Annotated in this window: 21 protein-coding genes; 8 read left to right on the top strand and 13 right to left on the bottom strand. The window is 43.0% G+C overall.

Translation table 11 applies throughout. The annotated features are described in order from the left end of the window. Positions 1–2 precede the first annotated feature (2 nt). From G6R08_RS07065 to G6R08_RS07055, 3 genes are all read left to right on the top strand, one after another. A complete protein-coding gene (locus G6R08_RS07065) occupies positions 3–1,223 on the top strand; it encodes a CaiB/BaiF CoA transferase family protein (protein ID WP_163527335.1) in 1,221 nt (406 codons plus the stop codon). Positions 1,224–1,247: 24 nt separating this feature from the next. Beyond that, a complete protein-coding gene (locus G6R08_RS07060; RefSeq protein WP_163527334.1) occupies positions 1,248–2,024 on the top strand; it encodes an IclR family transcriptional regulator in 777 nt (258 codons plus the stop codon). Positions 2,025–2,910: 886 nt separating this feature from the next. After that, positions 2,911–3,951, top strand: a complete 1,041-nt coding sequence (locus tag G6R08_RS07055; protein WP_163527333.1) for an N-acetylmuramoyl-L-alanine amidase family protein — start codon at positions 2,911–2,913, stop codon at positions 3,949–3,951. Positions 3,952–4,023: 72 nt separating this feature from the next. Here the strand turns inward: G6R08_RS07055 and G6R08_RS07050 are convergent, their stop codons facing one another. Together G6R08_RS07050 and G6R08_RS07045 are read right to left on the bottom strand one after the other, a co-directional pair. Beyond that, positions 4,024–4,506 carry a CBO0543 family protein gene (locus G6R08_RS07050; protein WP_163527332.1) on the bottom strand — a complete coding sequence of 161 codons (483 nt, stop codon included), beginning with the start codon at positions 4,504–4,506 and terminating at the stop codon, positions 4,024–4,026. Between the two features lie 2 nt (positions 4,507–4,508). Next, positions 4,509–5,030, bottom strand: coding sequence for a CBO0543 family protein (locus tag G6R08_RS07045; protein WP_163527331.1), 522 nt, complete (start codon positions 5,028–5,030; stop codon positions 4,509–4,511). Between the two features lie 802 nt (positions 5,031–5,832). Between G6R08_RS07045 and dcuS the strand changes: the two genes are divergently transcribed. From dcuS to G6R08_RS07030, 3 genes are all read left to right on the top strand, one after another. After that, on the top strand, positions 5,833–7,434 hold the full coding sequence (gene dcuS / locus G6R08_RS07040; protein ID WP_163527330.1) for a DcuS/MalK family sensor histidine kinase: 1,602 nt from the start codon (positions 5,833–5,835) through the stop codon (positions 7,432–7,434). Between the two features lie 2 nt (positions 7,435–7,436). Then, positions 7,437–8,150, top strand: a complete 714-nt coding sequence (locus G6R08_RS07035; protein WP_163527329.1) for a response regulator — start codon at positions 7,437–7,439, stop codon at positions 8,148–8,150. Positions 8,151–8,404: 254 nt separating this feature from the next. Beyond that, entirely contained in the window at positions 8,405–10,066 is a 1,662-nt protein-coding gene (locus G6R08_RS07030; RefSeq protein ID WP_163527328.1) for an SLC13 family permease, read from the top strand. Positions 10,067–10,384: 318 nt separating this feature from the next. Here G6R08_RS07030 and rbsB read toward each other — a convergent pair whose 3' ends face one another. Genes rbsB through G6R08_RS07000 form a run of 6 tightly spaced genes read right to left on the bottom strand, consistent with a single transcriptional unit; the run spans position 10,385 to position 16,125 of the window. After that, positions 10,385–11,332 (bottom strand): ribose ABC transporter substrate-binding protein RbsB, encoded by a 948-nt coding sequence (rbsB, locus tag G6R08_RS07025; protein ID WP_163527327.1) that lies wholly within the window; start codon positions 11,330–11,332, stop codon positions 10,385–10,387. 60 nt (positions 11,333–11,392) lie between these two features. After that, complete coding sequence (locus G6R08_RS07020) at positions 11,393–12,328, bottom strand: ABC transporter permease subunit (protein ID WP_163527326.1); 936 nt, start codon at positions 12,326–12,328, stop codon at positions 11,393–11,395. Positions 12,329–12,330: 2 nt separating this feature from the next. After that, positions 12,331–13,830 (bottom strand): sugar ABC transporter ATP-binding protein, encoded by a 1,500-nt coding sequence (locus G6R08_RS07015; RefSeq protein WP_163531173.1) that lies wholly within the window; start codon positions 13,828–13,830, stop codon positions 12,331–12,333. Between the two features lie 20 nt (positions 13,831–13,850). Next, complete coding sequence (gene rbsD / locus G6R08_RS07010) at positions 13,851–14,240, bottom strand: D-ribose pyranase (protein WP_163527325.1); 390 nt, start codon at positions 14,238–14,240, stop codon at positions 13,851–13,853. Continuing rightward, complete coding sequence (rbsK, locus tag G6R08_RS07005; RefSeq protein ID WP_163527324.1) at positions 14,237–15,133, bottom strand: ribokinase; 897 nt, start codon at positions 15,131–15,133, stop codon at positions 14,237–14,239. The genes rbsD and rbsK overlap by 4 nt, the downstream gene beginning before the upstream one ends. After that, entirely contained in the window at positions 15,130–16,125 is a 996-nt protein-coding gene (locus G6R08_RS07000; protein WP_163527323.1) for a LacI family DNA-binding transcriptional regulator, read from the bottom strand. The genes rbsK and G6R08_RS07000 overlap by 4 nt, the downstream gene beginning before the upstream one ends. A 147-nt stretch (positions 16,126–16,272) precedes the next feature. Here G6R08_RS07000 and G6R08_RS06995 point away from each other — a divergent pair, with 147 nt between their 5' ends. After that, entirely contained in the window at positions 16,273–16,341 is a 69-nt protein-coding gene (locus G6R08_RS06995) for a 2-hydroxycarboxylate transporter family protein (RefSeq protein ID WP_275897951.1), read from the top strand. A 228-nt stretch (positions 16,342–16,569) separates the two neighbouring features. On the opposite strand, the gene G6R08_RS06990 is transcribed toward G6R08_RS06995, so the two are convergent. The 5 genes from G6R08_RS06990 to G6R08_RS06970 form a co-directional block, all read right to left on the bottom strand. Further along, entirely contained in the window at positions 16,570–17,019 is a 450-nt protein-coding gene (locus G6R08_RS06990; RefSeq protein ID WP_240339659.1) for a PaaI family thioesterase, read from the bottom strand. 25 nt (positions 17,020–17,044) lie between these two features. Beyond that, positions 17,045–17,437 carry a thioesterase family protein gene (locus G6R08_RS06985; RefSeq protein ID WP_163527322.1) on the bottom strand — a complete coding sequence of 131 codons (393 nt, stop codon included), beginning with the start codon at positions 17,435–17,437 and terminating at the stop codon, positions 17,045–17,047. A 24-nt stretch (positions 17,438–17,461) separates the two neighbouring features. After that, positions 17,462–18,238 (bottom strand): enoyl-CoA hydratase-related protein, encoded by a 777-nt coding sequence (locus tag G6R08_RS06980; protein WP_163527321.1) that lies wholly within the window; start codon positions 18,236–18,238, stop codon positions 17,462–17,464. Between the two features lie 45 nt (positions 18,239–18,283). Continuing rightward, entirely contained in the window at positions 18,284–19,291 is a 1,008-nt protein-coding gene (locus tag G6R08_RS06975) for an NAD(P)/FAD-dependent oxidoreductase (protein WP_163527320.1), read from the bottom strand. Positions 19,292–19,740: 449 nt separating this feature from the next. Continuing rightward, positions 19,741–20,700 carry an NAD(P)H-dependent flavin oxidoreductase gene (locus G6R08_RS06970; RefSeq protein WP_163527319.1) on the bottom strand — a complete coding sequence of 320 codons (960 nt, stop codon included), beginning with the start codon at positions 20,698–20,700 and terminating at the stop codon, positions 19,741–19,743. A gap of 68 nt (positions 20,701–20,768) precedes the next feature. Here G6R08_RS06970 and G6R08_RS06965 point away from each other — a divergent pair, with 68 nt between their 5' ends. Next, on the top strand, positions 20,769–21,299 hold the full coding sequence (locus G6R08_RS06965; RefSeq protein WP_163527318.1) for a gamma carbonic anhydrase family protein: 531 nt from the start codon (positions 20,769–20,771) through the stop codon (positions 21,297–21,299). Positions 21,300–21,315: the final 16 nt, after the last annotated feature.

Genomic DNA, 21,315 nt, shown 5'->3' with positions numbered 1-21,315 from the left:
ATATGAACCAACCGTTAGAAGATATAAGAATTCTGGATTTGTCCAGGGTATATGCTGCTCCAGCAGGATCCATGATTCTTGCAGATCTGGGGGCGGATGTTATAAGGGTTGAATCGTTAACAGGCTCAGATAGTATGAGGGAGTGGGGGCCTTTTGTAAACGGCGAGAGTACGTATTATTTTTCATCTAACCGTAATAAAAGATCCATTACGTTAAATTTAAAAGAAGAAAAAGGTAAAGACGTATTTCTAGACTTAGTAAAAAAAGCAGATGTCGTTCTGGAAAACTTTAAAACGGGGACGATGGAAAAACTAGGGTTAGGCTATGAATATTTGAAGACGGTTAATGATCAGTTAATTATGTGTTCGGTTACAGGCTTTGGTCAAACTGGTCCCGATAAAGGTGCTCCTGGTTTCGACCCAGTGATTCAAGCCATCAGTGGTTTAATGGATGTTACAGGAGATGCTGATGGAGAACCTACTAAAGTTGGTGTGCCTATAGCTGATATTCTTACCTCTAATTATGTGGCGCTTAGTATTTTGTCCGCTATTAGAATGAGAGACTTCAATAACCAGGGGCAGCATATTGATTTATCTTTACTAGATGTCCAAATCAGCAGTCTAGCTAATGTATCGAGCGGCTATTTAAATGCTGGGAAAATCTCTAAGCGTGTGGGAAATAGTCACAATAATGTCGTACCTTATCAGGTTTTCCGCTGTAAGGACGATCCGATTATGTTATGTGCTGGAAATAATGGTCTGTACGTTAAATTATGTAAGCTATTAAACCATCCAGAGTGGGCCACAGACCCAAGATATTGCACTAATGATAAGCGCTTAGAAAATGAAGAAGAGTTAGTTTCCAAGATTCAACAAGTGATGAAGAAGAAAACGGCTGATGAATGGATGGAATTGCTCTCCCAGGCAAAAATCCCTGCTGGTAAAGTGAATACGATTGATCAAGCGTTTGATCATCCCCAGGTTCAGGCCAGAGAAAGCGTAGAAGTGCTTACTCATCCTATCGTTGGAGAAATTAAAATGACAAAAAATCCAATGAGATTTTCCGACTTAAATATCTCAAGTAAGTACGCACCTCCACTATTAGGAGAACACACAGAGGAGTTATTAATGGAGGAATTAGGGTACAGTATGGAAGAACTAGATGAATTAAGAAAACAACATGTTATTTCATACACTGCTTTTGATAAAATAGTGGATGGATGATAATAAGCTAAATAGGTGATATAAATGAATAAAGAAAACTTCGAGAAGAATTACTCCATGCAGACTGTACATCGAGCAGTACAGATTTTGCGAGCTTTTTCAAGACATCATAAAAGACTTACCTTAACTGAATTACATTCACTTACGGGGATTGGAAAATCAAGCCTTCAACGGCTTCTTTCTACATTGACCATGGAAGGTCTGCTCCAAAAAAGTGATCAAGATAAGCGTTATCAGCTTGGAATAGACTTTATCTTCTTTGCAGAGTTAGTGGAAAAGAACTCAAGTCTCCTTTCCATTGCTCAACCCGTTATGGAACGTATTTACTCCGCAACGACGGAGAGTGTTAGTTTGAGTGTCATTGAAAATAAGGAAAGAAAGTGTATCCACAACATTGAAAGTAAACATGAGCTAAATGCGTTAACGTTTGTTGGTCAAACTTCACCATTATATGCAGGTGCATCTGCAAAGGTATTGCTTGCCCACTTTAATCAGGATGAATTAGAAAATTATTTAAATGATGTTTCTTTAGAGGTTATAACTGAAAATACGATATCAACTAAGGAAGCCATTACCGAGGATCTAAACAAAATAAGAAAAAATGGTTTTGCTGCAAGTCATGGGGAGAGAGTAAAGGGAGCGTCTTCGATTAGTGCCCCTATATTTGACCCGTTTTCAAACATTTTTGCAGCATTAACTATTATTATTCCTTCTGCAAGAGCGGATGATTATAACTTCGAGGACTTAACAGATAAAATTGTAAATGGAGCAAAGGAAATTACGGATAAATTAGGGATATAAACTTCTAACAATCTAAGTGCATGGGAAAAGCGTCTGAGCTATATTGCTCAGGCGCTTATTTTGCCTCCAATTATGGGGGGTTGGAAATTTATTTGACCATAAGGGAGACTTTTTAACCGAAACTTTAGGGATTCGACCCTTCAACGCAGTGATTATCCCCTTCGCGGCAAGGATTCGGCCTTTCAAGGCGGTAGTTCTCCCCTTTGCGACAAGGGTTCGACCCTTCAAGGTGAAGGTTCTCCCTTTCGGAGCAAATGTTCGCCCCTTAAAGACGAGGAATCTTTCTTGGTGGCGATTGGCAAAGGATTCAGCCGTTCACGGCGAGTATTTCCCTTTGTGATAAGTATTCGGCCTTTCAAGGCGAAGGTTCTGCCCTTCGTGGCAAGAGTTCGGCCTTTCAAGGCGAAGGTTCTGCCCTACCTGGCAAGAGTTCGGCCTTTCAAGGCGGTGATTCTCCCCTTCGAGGCCAGGGTTCGGCCTTTCAGGGCGGTGATTCTCCCCTTCGAGGCAAGAGTTCGGCCTTTCAAGCCAGTGATTCTTCCCTACGAGGCAAGAGTTCGGCCTTTCAAGCCAGTGATTCTTCCCTTCGCGGCAAAGATTTGGCCCTTCAAGACGAAGACTTTTCCCTAAGGAGTCAACAGGTCGCTTTATGTGCTTAAAGTACCCCTTCACGCCAAATGAAAAAGTACCCCTCATTCAGTATACATTTCCAATAAATCCTTTTATTTCCTCCTAAACTAGTTTATTAGAATTAATTTTATGGAGAGATATGTTACGTTTTGCAGAATATTGTTACAATACTGTGACCAATCCAACTTAAAGCTATGGTTCTATAGTTTTAGTTAGTAGAGAATGAGGAGAGAGGAGTGAGGGTTTTATTATTGTTGTGAGGAAAAATAGTTTTAAGTTAATGGTGGCGTGTCTCAGTCTTATGATGGCGTTCACTTTTTTGACCCCGAAGGTTGCGGCTGAGGAAGGGACTACATATCGGGTGGAAGCCACTAATCTGAATGTGAGAAGTGGGCCAGGTCTTGAGTCGTCTGTTATTGGTTCGCTGGATGATCAGGCTCTGGTTACGGTTTATGAGCATCGATATGGCTGGGCCCGCATTAATTATGATGGCCAAGTGGGCTGGGTTGCCGGATACTATTTGGTTGAGACGGACTCCAATTCTTCTGGAGGAGGACAAGTTACCGTCAGTGTAGATGCGGCTCATTTGCGGACTGGTCCAGGAACGGGTCATGACAGTCTTGGACTTGTTTATCGCGGGGATACTTTTACAGTCATCGAAAAGTCCAATGACTGGGTTCAAGTGCAGGTGTCGGGAGGCAGCGGCTGGATCGCAGGCTGGCTTCTCACGAGCGGTTCATCATCTGAGCCTCCGAGTTCATCTTCGTTAGAAGGTATTAACGTGGTGCTCGACGCAGGGCACGGCGGGTATGATCCCGGTGCTATAGGATATTACGGCGGCCACGAGAAGAACATGACTTTGCCAACTGCTCAGATTGTCTCTGAACAATTGCAGCAGGCAGGCGCGACGGTGATTATGACGAGGTCGAGTGACCGTTATTTATCTCTTGAGGAGCGGGTGGCCATCAGCAATGATTACAACACCCACGCTTTCATTAGTTTGCATTATAACTCTAGTATTTACTCAAGTGCCCGCGGCATTAGCACGTATTATTATTCAGATGCAGATAGAGGGCTTGCCGATCAAATTCAAGATCAGTTAGTGGCTCACACGGGTCTGCAGAATGATGGTGTGAGGTTTGGAGACTTTCATGTGCTGAGGGAGAACAGTGATACATCTGTTCTTGTTGAACTTGGTTTTCTCTCGAATCCGATTGAAGTGGAGAAGCTGAAGACGGCAAGTTATAAGGCTAATGTAGCTGAAGCAATTACCCAAGGTCTTATGGATTATTTTTAAAATTGTAACACCTTCAAGCGTTATCATGACGTTTGAAGGTGTTTTTTTGATAGGAAAGGAAAGTCATTAAATTTACTGTGATTCCGAGTTTTTCAAAGTACTTGCCTTCTTATGGATCACCCACATCAGCGAACGCACACAAATCATAAACGTAAACACAGTAATTAAAGTAAAGTACCACTTCCATTGATGGTATTCGATAAGATCTGTGTATCTTTCTAAAAAGAATTCAATAATGGTCAAAGCACTACTATAGAACCCTGCTTGCCAAATACGTCCGAAAATACCCGATTGGTAAGATGTTTGATAATAATACGTACATACTATGGGTAATAACAGAAACTCAAAAAGAACGCTTGAGTGAAAGGGTGGTTTAAGAAAAGTTACTGGATAAGAAATGAGGTTGTGTGCAACTACAAGAGCTCCTATAAAGCTTCCGAAGTATGCTGAAATAAAATAAATTAACAACCAATCCTTTTGTGGTGGCCTCCTTAAAGCTAGTATAAAGAGTCCTATTCCAATAAAGAGAAAAACACGCAGCATTATGATTTCCATAATTATGTCTCCTTATTAACGTGTAGGGAATCCCAAGGTACATTGAACCAATAAATTAAGAAAATAATAATGATCAATGAAGCAATATAGGCTGGAAAAGGCCGCTTATAATGGAGCAGCAGCATAGGAAACATAACGATCACAAATAAGAATGACCATCCCAATGACCAACCATTATCATACTTTATAAATCTTAAGAGCAGCCAGATCCATTCAATTCCCACATAAATCATAACACATTTTCCAACATGAAGAATTTGCTTTCTCACCGTATCCGGATAGTTGGACAGAAATAGGATCACCGTACAGGGAAAGACAATAAACGTATATAATAATGCTATTCCTGTGTAGGGGAGTCCTAAATGTGATTGTACCGTCCATAGTGGGTAGTCGTTTGTAAAATAAAAATATAATAAATCCATTGCGGGCATGTAGATCATTGTCGCGTGGAATTCACGAAACCGGCTCCAATCAGCCCAGCGCCAGGCTGCTGCTACAGCCCAAATCGTTATGAAAATGTGCATGTGACCCCGCCTTGGTTAAAACTGTTTTAAATTTAGATTATCCAATCGTCGGGGAGGTATGTATGGTTACTAAAGGTTTGTGTGGTTACGGAATAGTATGGCAAGCTTTCTGTTGGATGCTTCGATAACTACCATGACGGAGACGGCGAGCGTAAATGGCTTGGAAGTGAGCGAAATGGATAGGGAGGGGAGCGATACGGAAGAAAAGCGAGCTTATTATGAAAAATATGAGCGAAAACAGACTTGAGATGAGCTATAACGCTTATTTCGCTTATTTATAACGTAATATAAATTCACGCCGGGTCGTTCATCAACACTATGATAAATAAATGGGGCCGCCTAATAAACTATGTTCGTGTAAAAAGCGTCTGAGCTTCATTGTCAGTCGTCTTTTTGACATATTTCTCTTAGAAATTATGATAATTTCCCGGGAAATATCTATTTCAACATCCTTCGACGGCAGACGCTGCGATCAAATCAAACAAAGCCCCAAAAGGGTCTCAGAACCGTTGCTTGGGAACATTCATATTTTTCAAAAGAAGTAAGGATGTGTTTTATTTCCTTAGTTGTTCCTTTCATGGATCGATATCCTAGATTGTTAAATGGATGTGGGACTTTGTGCTACAATGAAGGGAAAATAGAAGTGATAGAATAGCGAACTATATGGCTTTACGTAGATTTCAGGTAAATTCTGAACAAATAGGTGAAATTATATTTCGTTCTTATAGATAGAAATTGTTGTATTGAGAATATCGCCCATCGATATCATTAGCTATCAACTTCTAATTAGAGGTGAGACACAGTGCGCCAGCCGCGATTTAAGTTAAGTACCATTATCATGCTATTGGTCTGCCTCGTTGTGCTCGTGTCTTTGATCATTACGGACCTCCTCATTACTGACTCCACAAGTGAAAATATCCGTAATCAATTAGAGGAGAAAGCGACAATCGTCTCCCGTACAGTTGCGCAATCTCAAATTGTTAAAAAAGGGTTACAGGGTGAGGTGGATCAAGATAAAATTCAGGAGTATGCGATGACGATTCAGGATGAAACCGGTGTCTTATTCGTTGTGGTGATGGATATGAATGGGATCCGCCAGTCACATCCTGTTCCTGAGCGAATTGGTAAACACTTTGTAGGTGGTGATGAGGGACGCGTTCTTCAGGGGGAGGAGTATATTTCTTCGTCAAAAGGCACGTTAGGAAAGTCTTTGCGGGCTTTCACACCGATTTATGATCAGAATCAGGATCAAATTGGTGCTGTAGCTGTCGGGATTTCATTACAAGCCGTTCAGGAATCGATTCAACAAAGCCACCAGCGGGTGATCATCGGTTCGATTGTGGGGGTTTTCGTGGGGATCATTGGGGCTCTACTTTTAGCTGATTATATTAAGAAAAGCTTGTTTGGTCTTGAGCCGCATGCGATTGCACGGATTCATGAAGAGCGAAATCGGATGCTGCATTCAGTGCGCGAAGGCATTATCGCGATTGATAAAGGGGCAACGATTGTTCTCGTAAATAAGTCGGCCCGTCAAATTTTCCAGAAGGCAGGGTTGATGGACCAGGAGCCGGTCGGGATGAAAATTAACGATTTTTTACCAGGGACGATGCTTGATCATGTACTCGAAGAAAACGTAACGGAATTAGATGAGCAGCAAACGATTAATGGTGTTTCGATCATCACGAACCGTGTTCCCTTAGTAGTTCAGGATCAAGTCGTTGGGGCGATTGCCACATTTCGTGATAAAACTGAGGTCAATCAGTTAGCGGAACAGCTGACGGGGGTGCAGATGTATGCCGATACGCTAAGGGCTCAATCACATGAGTTTATGAATCAACTGCATGTGCTGCTAGGGTTAATTAAAATGGAAGATTATAAGGAAGTGAACCATTTTATTAGTACATTGGTGAATCACCAGGCTCATGAAGTGGGCAATGTCACGCGGGATATCAAAGATCCGGCGCTTGCTGGTTTCGTCATTGGCAAAATGAGCTCTGCCAGAGAATCGCATGTGCATTTGACTGTTGAATGCGAAACCGTGATCCCGCAGCCCAGGGATCCTGCCATTACCCATGAATTGATTACGATTCTCGGGAATCTTATTGATAATGCCGTTGATAGTGTTTGGGAACGTACGCAGAAGCAAGTCGATGTGAGTTTGTCGTACATAGATGACCTGTTGACGATTATCGTGTCGGACACGGGAAGCGGCATGTCAGAAGACCAACACGAGGAAATTTTTCAAAAAGGAGTGTCTACTAAGGAAGGAAATCATCGTGGGTTCGGCCTCTATCTTTCGAAACAGAGTGTGGAGAAAATGGGCGGCTCCATTGATGTGGATTCCATTCCAGAGATCGGGACAACCTTTACGTTAATTATTCCTTACGAATCAGGAGGTGAATGAAAGTGATCAACGTTCTTATCGTAGAGGATGACCCGATGGTGGCTCAATTAAACAAAAGTTATATCGAGCAAATGGACGATTTCACACTTAGCGGCATCGCTGCACATACAGAGGAGGCCATTGAGCATTTGTCCCAGACGAAAGTGGACTTGCTGCTGCTGGATGTCTATATGCCCGGATTAAATGGAATTGATTTTTTAAAATTGATCCGTGAACAGAATCAGGATATCGACGTCATCTTGATCACCGCCGCCTCGGATATTCATCTGATTCAGCAATCATTAAGGCTCGGGGCTGTGGATTATTTAATCAAACCTTTTGAATACGAGCGCTTTAAGGAGGCGCTCACTCAGTACAAGCGAAATCATTATACATTAACGGATATCGATCAAGTTAACCAGCGCGAAATCGACCGAGTGCTCCAGAAGTCGAGTCCGCAAGCAGTGGGATCGAAGACATATGAATTACCGAAGGGCCTTACGAAGAACACATTAGCTACGATCAACCAGGTGATTCTCTCTAAGGAACCGGATTCTTTTTCCACGGATGAGATGGCGGAGGCGACCCAAATCTCCAGGGTGTCTGTAAGGAAGTACTTGAAATTTCTGAGTGACATCGAGTATTTGGAGGAAACGCTGGTCTACGGTGTCGGGAGGCCGATTTACCAATATAAACTGAATGATTCTAACCGTGATCATATTGATCGTTATCTGTAAAAGCAGCCAACTTCGGCTGCTTTTTTTAATTACATTACTATCATTAATTTCGAAATATGTGAATGTTTTGTTAATTACATTAAGGTGAGTTTATTGAAAGCGTTTACTGACGCTTCAGGCATTCATTCGTCATGATAGTACAAACGAAAAGGAGTGGATCAAGATGTCAAAACAGCTCAAGTGCTGGACTATGACAACCAAACGGACGGATAAGTTTCAGACATGCAAGGCAAAAAGAAAGGGTGAAAGGACTTATGGAACGTGGAACCATTACAACATTATGGAGAGGACTCTGGACCTCCCATAAGCAAACGAAGAATTTGCTAACTTTTTCACATGACAATAGTGCAAGAAAGACGGAAGCTTTGAAAAATCATGAAGAAAGACAGCCTGCAGCTGCCGGGGGGCCTTCAGGCAATAAGAAAAAGTCTGCCTATACAACGGCACAGCTGGTCGGATTGATCCTGGGACCTTCCTTATTCCTGATCACGTTACTATTTTTAAATCCACCGGGGTTAAATCCGGAAGCACAAGCTGTGCTTGCTTCCACGTTATGGATTGCCACCTGGTGGATTACCGAGGCCATTCCTATTCCCGTCACATCGGTCTTGCCGATTATCTTACTTCCGATTACCGGAGCTATGGACGGGGACTCGGTTGTTTCAGCTTATGGAAATGATATTATTTTCTTATTTCTAGGTGGGTTTGTTATTGCAATGGCAATGGAGAAGTGGAATCTCCATAAGCGGATTGCGTTGGCGATCATCTCCTTAATTGGAACGAGTCCACAGCGGATTATATTGGGATTCATGGTGGCTACAGGGTTTCTATCGATGTGGGTTTCTAATACTGCAGCTACGATGATGATGATTCCGATCGGGCTGGCGATTGTCCATCAGGCATCTGATTCATTGAAAAAAGGGAAACATGCCTCTGAATTACCTAAATTTGAAAAAGCCGTTATTTTTGGTATTGGCTATGCTGGAACAATTGGCGGGCTTGGTACATTGATTGGAACACCGCCACTCAGTATTCTGGCAGCTACTGCCGGGGAATTGTATGACACAGAGATTTCCTTTGCTGGCTGGATGGTCTTTGGGATACCAATTGCCGCTGTTTTGATTGCTATTGCGTGGCTTTATCTTACAAAAGTGATTTATAAAGTGAACTTGAGCGAGCTTCCAGGGGGAAAAGAAAAGATTCATTCAGAAAGAAAGGCTCTAGGTTTAACATCATTCGAAGAAAAAGCTGTTTTAGCTGTCTTTCTCTTCGCTGCATTCATGTGGATTACGCGTACATTCATTTGGGAAAATATTGTCCATGTACCCGGAATTAGTGACGGAATGATTGCAATGGTAGCCACTGCTCTTCTTTTCACGATTCCTACAAAGAGAGAAGATGGGACAAGGATCATGGAGTGGAGGGACTCTAAAGATATTCCCTGGGGTATCTTGCTGCTGTTTGGTGGTGGACTTGCGATCGCTGCTGGTTTCACTGAGACAGGCCTTTCCGATTGGGTGGGTGAACAGTTGACTGTTCTTCAGGGAATGAACTTCATTATCATCCTTCTAGTTTCAACGGCTGTCGTTCTTTTCTTGACTGAAATTACATCCAATACAGCAACAGGAACCATGATTTTGCCAGTTGTGGCTGCGCTTGCGATTGCCTTGAACGTTCACCCCTATGCATTAATGGTTCCGTGTGCCATGGCAGCCAATTGCGCATTCATGCTGCCGGTAGGGACACCGCCAAACGCTATCATGTTTGGAACAGGAAAGGTTAAGATCATCGAGATGGTTAAAAATGGGTTCTGGTTGAATATCATCGCACTAATTTTAATTGTACTCGCGGTGTATTTCATCTTGCCGGTTATGTGGGGAATTAATTTACAAGAAATACCGTCTAAATTTCAATAAAACAGGAGGATGGCCGCTGGTAATTTTTCAATGAAAGATGCTGTTGTTTCCTTAGAAGAAGTGGGGGAGGTGGAGCGTAAATGACTTGAAAGTGAGCGAAACGGATTAGTAGGTGAGCGAACTTAACGAAAGATGAGCTTTTTATAAAAATTATGAGCGAAAATAGCCTATATTGGAGCGTTGTACACTTCACAACTTACGCTTTCCAAGAAGCTGCTAAATGAAAAAGGCATTATCATAGCATGTCCCGTAAAGGAAACTGCTTTGATAATGCCGTAATAGAAATATAAGGTCATGACAGCTCAGTTGTTTTTCTAGTTATTCTGTTATAAGCTCTAGCTCCACAGGGATAAAATCTTCCACACTTTCGCCGTTAGCTACCTTTCCAGCTGTCTCAATCGCTTTTTCACCGATAAGTTCCGGCTGCTGGGCAATCGTTGCATCCATGCGTCCCTCAGAAATGGCTGCCCTTGCATCATCTGTGCCATCGAACCCTACAACCGTAACATCCTCAAGCAAATTGTTTGCTTCTAAAGCCTGTACAGCACCCAATGCCATTTCATCATTGTGGGCAAAGACAGCGTCAATTTTGTCTGTACTCTGTAAAATGTTTTCCATAACTGTTAATCCTTCAGCTCGATCGAAGTTTGCTGATTGCTTGGCAACAATCTCGATACCCTCGATGCTATCAATAACGTTGTGAAAGCCTTTCCCGCGTTCACGAGTAGCTGACGCCCCAGGGATACCTTCAAGTTCAACTACATTACCTTCTCCACCTAACTGTTCTGCAATAAATTCGCCTGCCATTTCCCCGCCGGCTACGTTATCAGAAGCAATGTGAGACACGACTTCACCGCCATCAGCACTACGGTCCACTGTAATGACCGGTACACCAGCGTTATTCGCTGACTCTATGGCAGAGACAATTGCTGCGGAATCTGTTGGGTTCACAAGCAGAACATCAATATTTTGCTGTAATAAGTCTTCAATATCACTAACTTGTGTTGCTGCATCATTTTGTGCGTCTGACGTTAGAAGTTCGAAACCGGCTTCTTTTGCAGCAGCTTCCGCACCATCACGCAATGAAACGAAGAATGGATTGTTCAAAGTTGAAATGGAGAGTCCGATTTTAATCGTGCCATCATCAGATCCTTCGCTTTCCCCGCTTGAATCATCTGAAGAAGATCCCGGTGCTTCGGTCGAACAGGCTGTAGCAACAATCAACAATAATGCTAAGAGCCCAAGTGATTTGATCCATTTACTCATGTGTATTTCCTCCTTGAAATATTTTTTTATCATCATGTCCATTGAAGAACATCATGTTTGTTAACTGGATTTACGATCAAGCAAGACAGCGAGCAGGATGACGCCACCTTTGACAATTTGTTGATAGAAGGATGATACGTTTAATAAATTTAGTCCATTGTCAAGGACTCCAATAATAAGAGCACCGACCAATGTACCAGCGATTCGACCTCGGCCGCCTGCCAGGCTCGTTCCACCGAGTACAACAGCAGCAATTGCATCAAGTTCGTACATGGTTCCAGCTGTCGGCTGCGCTGAATTTAACCGGCTTGTCAAAATGATTCCACCCAAAACGGACAACATCCCTGTCAAAGAATACACCCATATTTTGACGCGGTCCGCTTTAATTCCTGATAGGATGGAGGCTTCTTCATTACCACCAACAGAATATACTTGCCTGCCAAAAACAGTGTTACGCAGGATAAAGAATAAAATAACGAAAACTACAAGCATTAAGATCGCTGGAAATGGAATGCCGAATACATAACCTCCTCCGATCATTTCAAATGTGAAGCTGTTAGATAATCCCGTGATGGGGCGCCCCTCTGTATAGACTAGTGTAGCGCCTCGGAAGACCGTCATCGTGGCTAATGTTGCAATAAAAGGAGCGACTTTTCCTTTTGTAATGACAAGTCCGTTAAAGGCTCCCATAGCAAAGCCTGCTAACAACCCTATTAACACAGCGAGCAGCGGATCCATACCGCTAGTAAGCATGCCAGCTGTTAAAGCACTGCCGAATGCTAATATGGATCCAACAGATAGATCAATTCCACCAGTTAATATAACGAAAGTCATTCCGAAAGCAATCAGAGCATTAATCGAAATTTGTCTTAGAAGGTTGAGTAAGTTATCAACGGTTAAAAAGTTATCACTTAAAATAGATAAAATAATCATAATTAATAGGAGACCAATTAGTGGGCCAAGCTTAGAAAAATTGCTTGTTAATGTTTGCTTCATCGTTACTCCCCTCCTGTAGCTGCTGCCATGACTTTTTCTTGGTCCGCTTCATCTCTGTCGATGATACGCGCAACTTTTCCTTCATGAATCACCATAATTCGGTCACTTACTCCTAGCACCTCTGGGAGTTCAGATGAAACCATAATAATAGCGACACCTTGTTCAGTAAGTTCATTCATGATATGGTAAATCTCTTTTTTAGCACCGACATCTACGCCACGGGTAGGTTCATCCAGGATAAGAAGCTTAGGTTTAATACCAAGCCACTTTGCGATCACAACCTTTTGCTGGTTTCCGCCGCTTAATGATCGAACCTCCTGTTCACGCCCTGTCGTTCTTACGTGAAGCTTATCAATCAACTCATCAATTAATTTCATCTCATTAGAAGAAGAAATGACGCCATTTTTGGAAATCGCTTTCAAATTTGTTAATGCCATATTTTCCCGAATCGACAAGTTAAGCACGAGTCCTTCATCTTTTCGATCTTCGGTTATATAACCAATACCTGATCGAATGGCATCCTGTGGGTGTTTAATCGTTAGCGGTTGGCCGTTTAAGGAAATACTGCCATGACTTTTCTTACGGGACCCGAAGATAGCTTCCATAATTTCCGTTCGACCAGCCCCCATCAGTCCGGCTACACCGAGGATTTCCCCTTGATGTACGGTGAAGCTGACATCAGTGAAAAGTCCTGTTCTAGCCAGATTAGTCACTTCAAGGACTACATCTCCAACTACGCTCGTTCGCTCCGGAAAACGTTCACCGAGCTCGCGGCCCACCATCATTTTTACAATTGCTTTAAAGGAGGTTTCAGAAATATGTTCTGTTCCGACGTAGGAGCCGTCACGAAGCACCGTGATTCGATCACATATTTGGAAAATCTCCTCCATCCTATGAGAAATATAAACGATGCTGACGTTCTGTTCTCGTAAAGAATTAACGACATCAAATAGACGTTCGATTTCACGTTCAGTCAATGCCGCCGTTGGCTCGTCCATAATAATCATTTCAGCATTTGTGGAAACGGCCCGGGCAATCTCTACCATCTGCTGTTTCCCAACGGAAAGATGGCCAGCTTCTTCATCAGGATTAATATTTGTTACACCGAGGCGTTCCAAATTCTCAAGCGTTTGTTGACGCATTTCTTTCATTTTTAGAATGCCAGACTTCCCATAGGTCAGTTCTTTTCCAAGAAACATATTCTGAGTAACCGTTAAGTGTGGAATAATGTTCAGCTCCTGGTGAATGACAACAATTCCTTTATGTTCGGCTTGCTTCGGATTAGTAAACGTAACGTCCTCACCTTTTAACTGGATAGTCCCACTGTCCTTTGGATGAATTCCTGTTAACACTTTGATTAGTGTTGATTTTCCAGCACCATTTTCCCCCATGAGAGCATGCACTTCCCCTGTATACACTGTGAAATCAACATCCTTTAACACTTGGTTGCCAGCGAACGATTTATTTATCTTTCTCATCTCAATAAAAGGTGTATCCACCATCATCTCTCACCCCTTTTTGTTTAAAAAATAACTCCTGACTGCAGGGTGGCATTCGCATAAGGAGTATTTTCCCCAGTACGAATCACTGCCTTAGCATGTTTGATTTGTGCCTTTATATTTTCATGACTTGTATACTTTATGGACTTTGAATAGCCTGAAACCTTTTCATGTAAAGAGGCGTTATGCTGCTTCATTTCTTCTGCTAGAGTAATTGATTCTATTTCCATATCCTCTGCTATGGCCTGTAATACCGATTCAAAGGAGGGAGTGCCGAGTTTTATGGAAAGATCTACGCATTTTGTGTTATCTGGAATGGGCAGGCCGCAATCTGCAATGATGATCGTATCTGTATGTCCAAGTCTTGCTAGAATTGAAGCTAGTTCACGGTTTAATATGCCTGTTTTTTTCATAGCTGCTCAGACCTTTCTTGCAAAAACTGTTCGACCTCATCCTTCGTTGGCATACCACTTTGAGCTCCTAGTTTCATAACAGACATGGCTGCCGCTGCGTTAGCAAAAATTATAGCTTCCTTTAAACCTTTTCCTTTGGCTAACTGTGTTGCAAAAGCTCCGTTGAAGGTGTCCCCAGCGCCAGTTGTATCTTGAGGGAGGACCTTGTAACTAGGAATGGTAATATCTGAATCATTTTGATGAATCACAACACCCTGCTCACCTTGTGTGATAATCATTTTTTCACGAAGAATATCAAGTACTGGATCTCTTATTAAAGATCTTGCTTCGGATTCATTAGGCGTAAGAAATTCAACCTGAGATAGCAAGGCGGCCGGGAGCTTTTGATAGGGAGCGGGATTTAGTATGACGGGCACTCCCATGTCGTAAGCCAACGATGCTACGTAACTGATCGTTTCTATCGGAATTTCTAATTGTAATAGAATCAAATCGCTATTTTGAATCATAGATTTATGATTTTGCACCAATTCAGGCGAGACCAAGCCATTTGCGCCGGGGGCAACGATAATTCGATTATCTTGCTCCGATAATATAATCGTCGCAGTACCTGAAGGAATACCGTCGAATACGTGAACAGCTGATGTATTAATATTCTCGTTGTTGAGGTGCTGAAGTAATTTTTTTCCGAAAATATCTTCGCCGACTGCTCCAATCATATTCACATTGGCTTCCAATCTCGCGGCAGCTACAGCTTGATTGGCTCCCTTACCGCCAGGATACGTGGCAAAGTTGTTTCCGAGGACAGTTTCGCCTTGGAGCGGCATCACATCTGTCGATACTGCCAAATCCATATTGATACTCCCGATAACCGTTACCGTCGGCTGATGACTCATGGTGAACACCTCCTGGATTTAGTAGATTGCCGTTCAATAAGTTTTACAGAAAACTCTTCGTTCGTTGTAGTAAGCTCCTGATTCTCAATTTGTTCAATCAGTATTTCCGCAGCTCTAGCACCCGCCTGATAGATCGGCTGTGCCATAGTGGTTAAAGCAGGGGAAGTGGTTTCACCAAGGCTGATTCCGTCAAAAGCAATGATCGATAGCTCCTCAGGAACTTTGATCCCAAGTGATTCGGCTGCCTTTAATGCTCCAACACCCATTAGGTCATTCGCTACAAAAAGACCATCGATATCACTATGTGTGGTGAGTAGCTTTTTAGCCGCTTCCTTGGCATTCTCAAAACGATATTCACCTTGTTCTATAAAACTCGGATGAAACCATTCTTCATCTTGTACTTCTTCGAGGTATCCATCCAAACGCTGCTTGGCATTGCTCACATCTTCTGGTCCCGAAATATGAGCGATTCGCTTACAGCCAATCGCTTTCAGATGTTGGACTGCTTCTCTCGCACCATCATAATTATTTACAGTAACAGAAGATAAACTTGAACTAAGAATTCTGTCGAGTGCCACGATTGGAGTACCCATCCCATTGATGTTATCAGCAGAAATAGTACTCGACACAATAATAATTCCGTCTACGGATTTTTGTTTTAAGGCATCTAAATAGGCCATTTCCTTATTGATATCATCATCCGTATTACATAGAACAAAGGTGAAACTATGTTGTTTTGTCATATCTTCTACAGCCCGGGCAAGTTCAGGGAAGAAGGGGTTCATGATATCTGGCACAAGAAGAGCAATCATCTTCGAGCGTCCTTTAAAAAGGCTTCGTGCTACGTCATTAGGTTTATAGTTTAATTGTTTAATCGCATAAGCAACACGCTTTTCTGTCTCAGAGTGGACATAGCCATTCTTGTTTAAAGCCCTGGAAACAGTGGCAACGGAAACTCCAGCTAGTTTAGCGACATCTTTTATGGTTGTCATGTATGAATCACCTTTACGCTTCAATGTGTAACCGGTTACATATCGGATAAAATAAAAAGGGGTGTGTAACCCGTTACACATATCGTAAAGCGCTTACAAAAGAATGTCAAGACTGCAAATACAAAATGTTTTTTTTGTCTCGAAAGAATGATACTGATGTCTTTTGCTCAGATTTCCTCTCGCTTAGGCGGAGCACTCATTTTATTGTTAGCCTGATTAATTAACTCGTTTTTAACTAGTGGAGGAGAGGTGCCACTTTATGGTCATCGGTCGCGAGCGTAATTGGGTTGAAAGTGAGCGAAACGGATTAGAAGGTGAGCGAACTGAACGAAAGATGAGCTTTTTATAAAAATCATGAGCGAAAATAGCCTAAATTGGAGCGTTGTACACCAATGCAGAAGGGCACTCATCTACTTCCAATAGATGGCGCCCATCTGCATGCTCTTATTCTTCTACAGGAACAAAATAATGATTTTTACGGTAAGCTACCGCTTCCATTGTAGCGATTAACACACCGTCACTTTCGACGTTTACTTTATACCAGGCCATTCTATGATTTTTCTTTTCCTCAATAGCTGTTGCGCGGAGTTGTGCTCCTTTTTCTCCGGCGGCCATATAGTTCATGGTAGTAGATATGCCGACAGCCGTTTTTCCGTAAGAGTTGGAGGCTGCTGCAAAGACATAATCCGCAATAGCGAATGTAATGGCTCCATGAACGGTTTCGTGTGCGTTTAGCATGTGGTCCTGGATATCCAGTTCGGCCAGAGCCGTTCCTTCCTCGATATCTACTAATCTAATTCCTAGAAATTGAGCGTAAGGTTCGTTCTCCATTGTTGCAACGATTTCGGTTTTGTAGCGATGGTGTAGCTCGCTTTCATTGATTACAGATTTCAAGACAGTTCCTCCCTCGTTAGTGAGCTTACTGTTTGGCGGTGAGTTGCTTGCTAATGTATTCTTTTAACAAAATGGCTTGTTTGACGTGGCCTTCTCCAACTTGCCGCTGTTCATTAGTTACGCTGACGTGAGTCAAAATAGATTTCGGGCGGATCTCAGTTATGGTCGCGGTCACTGTGATTTGCTCGCCCTCGCAAGAAGGAGCCAGATGCTTGACTTGGACGGAAGCTCCCATCCCTTCTTCTTCAGAAGTCAGATAGGGAAGGATAAGTTTTCTGGATGCCCATTCCATGTGATAGACCATTGTTGCGGTAGAGTAGGCGGGGTGGACGACTTCTCCATCAAATTGTGCAAACATGTCAGGGGTTACTTCTGTCTGGATGACCGCCGTATCACCGACCTGAAGTCCAGTCTTCATGACTCATTCTCCTTCCAAATTAAATTATTTCCCTTTAAAATTGGCTGGCCGTTTTTCATTAAAAGCATGTAAGGCTTCCACTCGGTCTTCAGTAGGAATAATCACTTCATAAGCTTTAGCTTCGATCGCTAACCCTGTATGAATATCAACATTAGCTGCCTGGTTAATCGCGTATTTAGCCTGAGTCACAGCCAGTGGTCCATTCGCAGATATTTCATTGGCCAGGGAAGCGGCTTCGATAAGCAATTCCTCTTTTGACACGACCGCATTAAGGATTCCTAACTCCTTAGCTGCATTCGCCTCGATTTTCCGGGCAGTCAGAATCAACTCCTTAGTATAGGAGGGACCAATTAAATTCGTAAGTCGCTGCGTTCCGCCGGCACCCGGAATAATCGCCCAGCTCACTTCAGTTAACCCCATTTTTGCTTCAGGAATGGCTAAACGAAAGTCACAAGCTAAAGCGAGTTCGAAGCCGCCGCCTAAAGCATAGCCATTAATAGCGGCGATCGTCGGTTGAGGCATTTCTTCAATGAGGTTGAACACATATCTAATTTTATTAACATTTCGTCTTACTTCCTTCTCATTCAAGGTTTGTCGTTCCTTCAAATCAGCCCCTGCGCTAAAGGCTTTTTCACCTGCGCCGGTAAACATAATCGCCCGGATTTCGCGATCTGATTGAAGATTCTGCAGGGTGTCCTCTAATTGTTGGAGTGTGTCAAAATCAAAGCAATTCAATCGTTCTGGGCGGTTTAACATGATGGTGGCAATAGATCCTGTCAACTCTGTATCAACTTTGCTCATCTGTTTGTCCTCCTGTGAATAGGTTTCAGTCGTTTTTGATAAAAATTATTTGGCGGAAGCTGCAAAAATACTTGTGCTGTGTCCTGCATGAAGTCTTGCTTTCGGATCGACTAATAATTTTGCGTGATTGACCGCAATCGGGGCTTCGCCAAATCCAGTTGCGATTAACTTTGCTTTGCCTTCGTATGTGCAAACATCTCCGGCTGCAAATATACCTGGGATATTCGTCTCCATTCTTGAGTTGACTTGGATGGCGTTTTTTTGGACATCCAGTCCCCACGTTTTTACAGGACCGAGGGACGTGACGAAGCCAAAGTTTACGATAAGGTCCTCCACATCAAGTAAATGAGTTGTATCTCCTTTTACCTCTTGAATTAACACTTGTTCGAGTTTGTCATCTCTTCCGATTAATCTGCTCACTTCAAAAGGGGTCTTCATGTCAACCTTCGACTGTTCAAGCAGAGAGAGGCTGTGTTCATGAGCACGGAAGGAGGGACGTCGGTGAATCAGGGTGACTTCCTTGGCGATTGGTTCCAGAGCTAGCGACCAATCTACTGCTGAATCCCCGCCACCGCAGACGACAACCCGCCGATCCTTGAATTGATGCAAGTCTTTGACCGCGTAATGAAGACAGTTGTTTTCGTAGCTGTCTGCTCGTTCTACCTTTAGTTTTCTAGGCTGAAAAGCACCGGCTCCTGCCGTAATGATAATACTTCGTGAGTAGTGGGTGTCCGTTGAAGTCTCTAGTTTAAACGTGCCGTCTTCTAAACGGATCACGTTTTCAACCGATTGTTCCAGGCTCCAAGTTGGTGAAAAAGTTTGTGCTTGCTCATGTAATTGATCGACCAGTTCCTGTGCTTTAATTTTCGGAAAGCCGCCCACATCGTAAATATATTTGTCAGGATACAAAGCGGACAGCTGGCCGCCGACTCCAGGTAAACTATCAATCACGTTGACGGATGCTTTTCTCATGCCTGCATAAAAAGCTGTAAAAAGACCAACCGGACCTGCTCCAATAATGGTAATATCGTAAGTCTTTTCTTCAGACGTCATTCTCATCTCTCCTTATAAATTAATATAACGTTATTTAAACGTTTATTTATATTTTGTTATATAGAAGGATACGTAATTTCTGTTAAGCTGTCAACATGAAGCATCATCATTTTTGAAAAAAGTAAGGTGGAGGGGGTGGAAGTTTTTAGCGAAATATTGAAGTCTCGCCGATGAGCAGGGGAGCAGCTGCCAATACTACTCCAGACAGACCGTAAACAGTGAGGTTTTTAGTTAGGGCGGTATACTTGTTCGTTAAGTCGTTATGCCATTGCATTAGGGAGTTATATTTTGAGATAGGGCGCTATTATTGGGAGTTAGGGCGTTATCAGTCCGCATTAGGGAGCAATACAAACCGCCTCTCCCTATGAAAATGGAAATGAATGGATGACCTGAGGTGGAAGAAAGGTGGCAAAAAAAGAAGCGAATACCTTTTCGGTATCCGCTTTACTTTATTTCTGGCTGTGGGCAGGTAATGAAATATCTTTTAATTTGCTTTGTGCTTCCTGGATCATTCTTGTGAAAAGTTCCTGGACAGTTGGGATGTCCTCAATCATCGCAGATATTTGTCCTGCATTGACGTGACCTTCGTTTAGTTTGCCTTCGATTGCGCCCAGGATATGACGGGACTCGTCGGTCTTTTCTAAGTAAGATTCAAGAGGTATTTTTTCTTTTTCGGAATCAAGTAAGTGCTGGCCATAAGGTGTTTTTAATATTCTTCGTACTTGCTGATAAGGTCGCCCGACGATCATGGTTCCATCAGACCCGGCCGAGCATAAGGCTTCCTTATAAGCTGGATGTACCTGGGCATCTTTGGTTGCGATGAGCCGTGTGCCTAATTGGACGCCTTGTGCGCCTAAACTCAGTGCGGCCAGCACTCCGCGTCCATCACCGATGCCGCCGGCGGCTACGACGGGAATATTAACGGATGCAGTGACTTTCGGGAGTAATGTGAACGTGGTGAGTTCTTCTTTTGCATTAATACCTGCTGCTTCATACCCTTCCGCTATCACGATGTCGGCTCCTGCCGCTTCGGCTTTTCGGGCTTGCTTTTCATTCGCGACGACACACATGACGACAACGTTTTCAGCCCTCAACGGCTCAATATAGGGGGCAGGGTTGCCTGCGGATAAAGCGACTACAGGTACTTGATGTTTTTTGATCAGAGAGAGAATGTCTTTGACGTAAGGCTGGACGGCGAGAGGGATGTTGACGGCAAATGGCTTTGACGTTTCGCGGCGGATGTCCAAGATCATCTGCTCAACTTTTTCAGGAGCTAATGTGCCAGCACCAATCGTGCCTAACCCGCCGGCTTCAGAGACAGCGACGGCCAGAGAGGCATGACTAATATTCCCCATTCCTCCCTGAATAAAAGGAAGGTCCACGTTCAGTATTTTCGTTATATCATTCATAATAATGCACCTCCGTTAAAAATGTGTTATATTAAAAAGTATAACATGAAGGGATAGGAGGAGTACACATGATTTATCGTTATAAGGACTTTTCTCCGCAAATTCACGAGACCGCTTTTGTTGCAGATGGGTCTAAAGTGATTGGGGATGTCGAGATTGGAGCTCAATCAAGTATTTGGTTTCATGTTGTCTTAAGAGGGGATGAAGGGCCGATTCGAATTGGCGAGCGCTGCAATATTCAGGAAAATTCGATGTGTCATCTTTACGAGGATTTTCCATTAACACTTGAAGATGAAGTGTCGGTTGGACATAATGCGATAGTCCATGGCTGCACATTGAGAAAAGGATCATTGGTAGGCATGGGGGCGACTGTATTAGATGGGGCTGAGATCGGAGAGTATTCGATTGTAGGTGCAAATAGTCTTGTTCCTTCAGGAAAAGTGATTCCTCCTCGTTCTCTTGTGCTGGGGTCGCCTGGAAAAGTAGTGAGGGAACTGACGGATAAAGACATGGAAATGATTGAGGAGACGATCCAGACATATGTTCAGAAAGGGCAGGAATTTCAAAAGGTAGAGGTGCTTGAGAAAGTGTTTGGATAAGTTTTGTTTCTAGCTT

The sequence above is a fragment of the Halobacillus ihumii genome, assembly GCF_902726645.1.
In the GTDB taxonomy this organism is placed as follows: domain Bacteria; phylum Bacillota; class Bacilli; order Bacillales; family Halobacillaceae; genus Halobacillus_A; species Halobacillus_A ihumii.
Note: the sequence above shows the minus strand (reverse complement) of the source record. Positions and strands in the feature narration are given on the sequence as shown.